This window comes from Xenorhabdus entomophaga (genome assembly GCF_037996725.1).
Classification (GTDB): domain Bacteria; phylum Pseudomonadota; class Gammaproteobacteria; order Enterobacterales; family Enterobacteriaceae; genus Xenorhabdus; species Xenorhabdus khoisanae.
In genome coordinates this window covers 1-313 of the sequence record NZ_JBBMXH010000409.1, presented here as the reverse complement: position 1 = coordinate 313, position 313 = coordinate 1, and the positions used below count along the sequence as shown (strand labels likewise).

Sequence of the window (313 nt, the reverse complement as noted above, 5' to 3'; positions counted from 1 at the left end):
ACCCAGACGTACCTGATAAATCACGTCCTGCCCGTGAGCCGTATCCGGTTGTGGCTGGTATTGCAACGGCAGATTAGCCGTCATTCCCAAATGGCTGTCACTGAAAAACAGCGTTTCATCCTCAAACCAGAAACTAATGCCTTCTTCCGCGGCCAGCCGACAGAAAAATGCATAATCGGATTCCCGTTTCTGGGTGGTGTATTCCCGGTTCTGATGCGTATCTTCCAGTTGGGAATCAGCCTGAACATGGTGTTTTTTCAGCAACAGGTTCATGATATCCGGCACACTCTGGCGATGGTAAATATGGCTGTCC

Annotated in this window: 1 protein-coding gene; it reads right to left on the bottom strand. The window is 49.8% G+C overall.

Features of this window, described 5'->3' with window-relative positions:
• Positions 1–313, bottom strand: a 313-nt coding sequence (locus AAC854_RS24805) for a contractile injection system protein, VgrG/Pvc8 family (RefSeq protein ID WP_340619173.1), incomplete at both ends; no start/stop codon positions are given.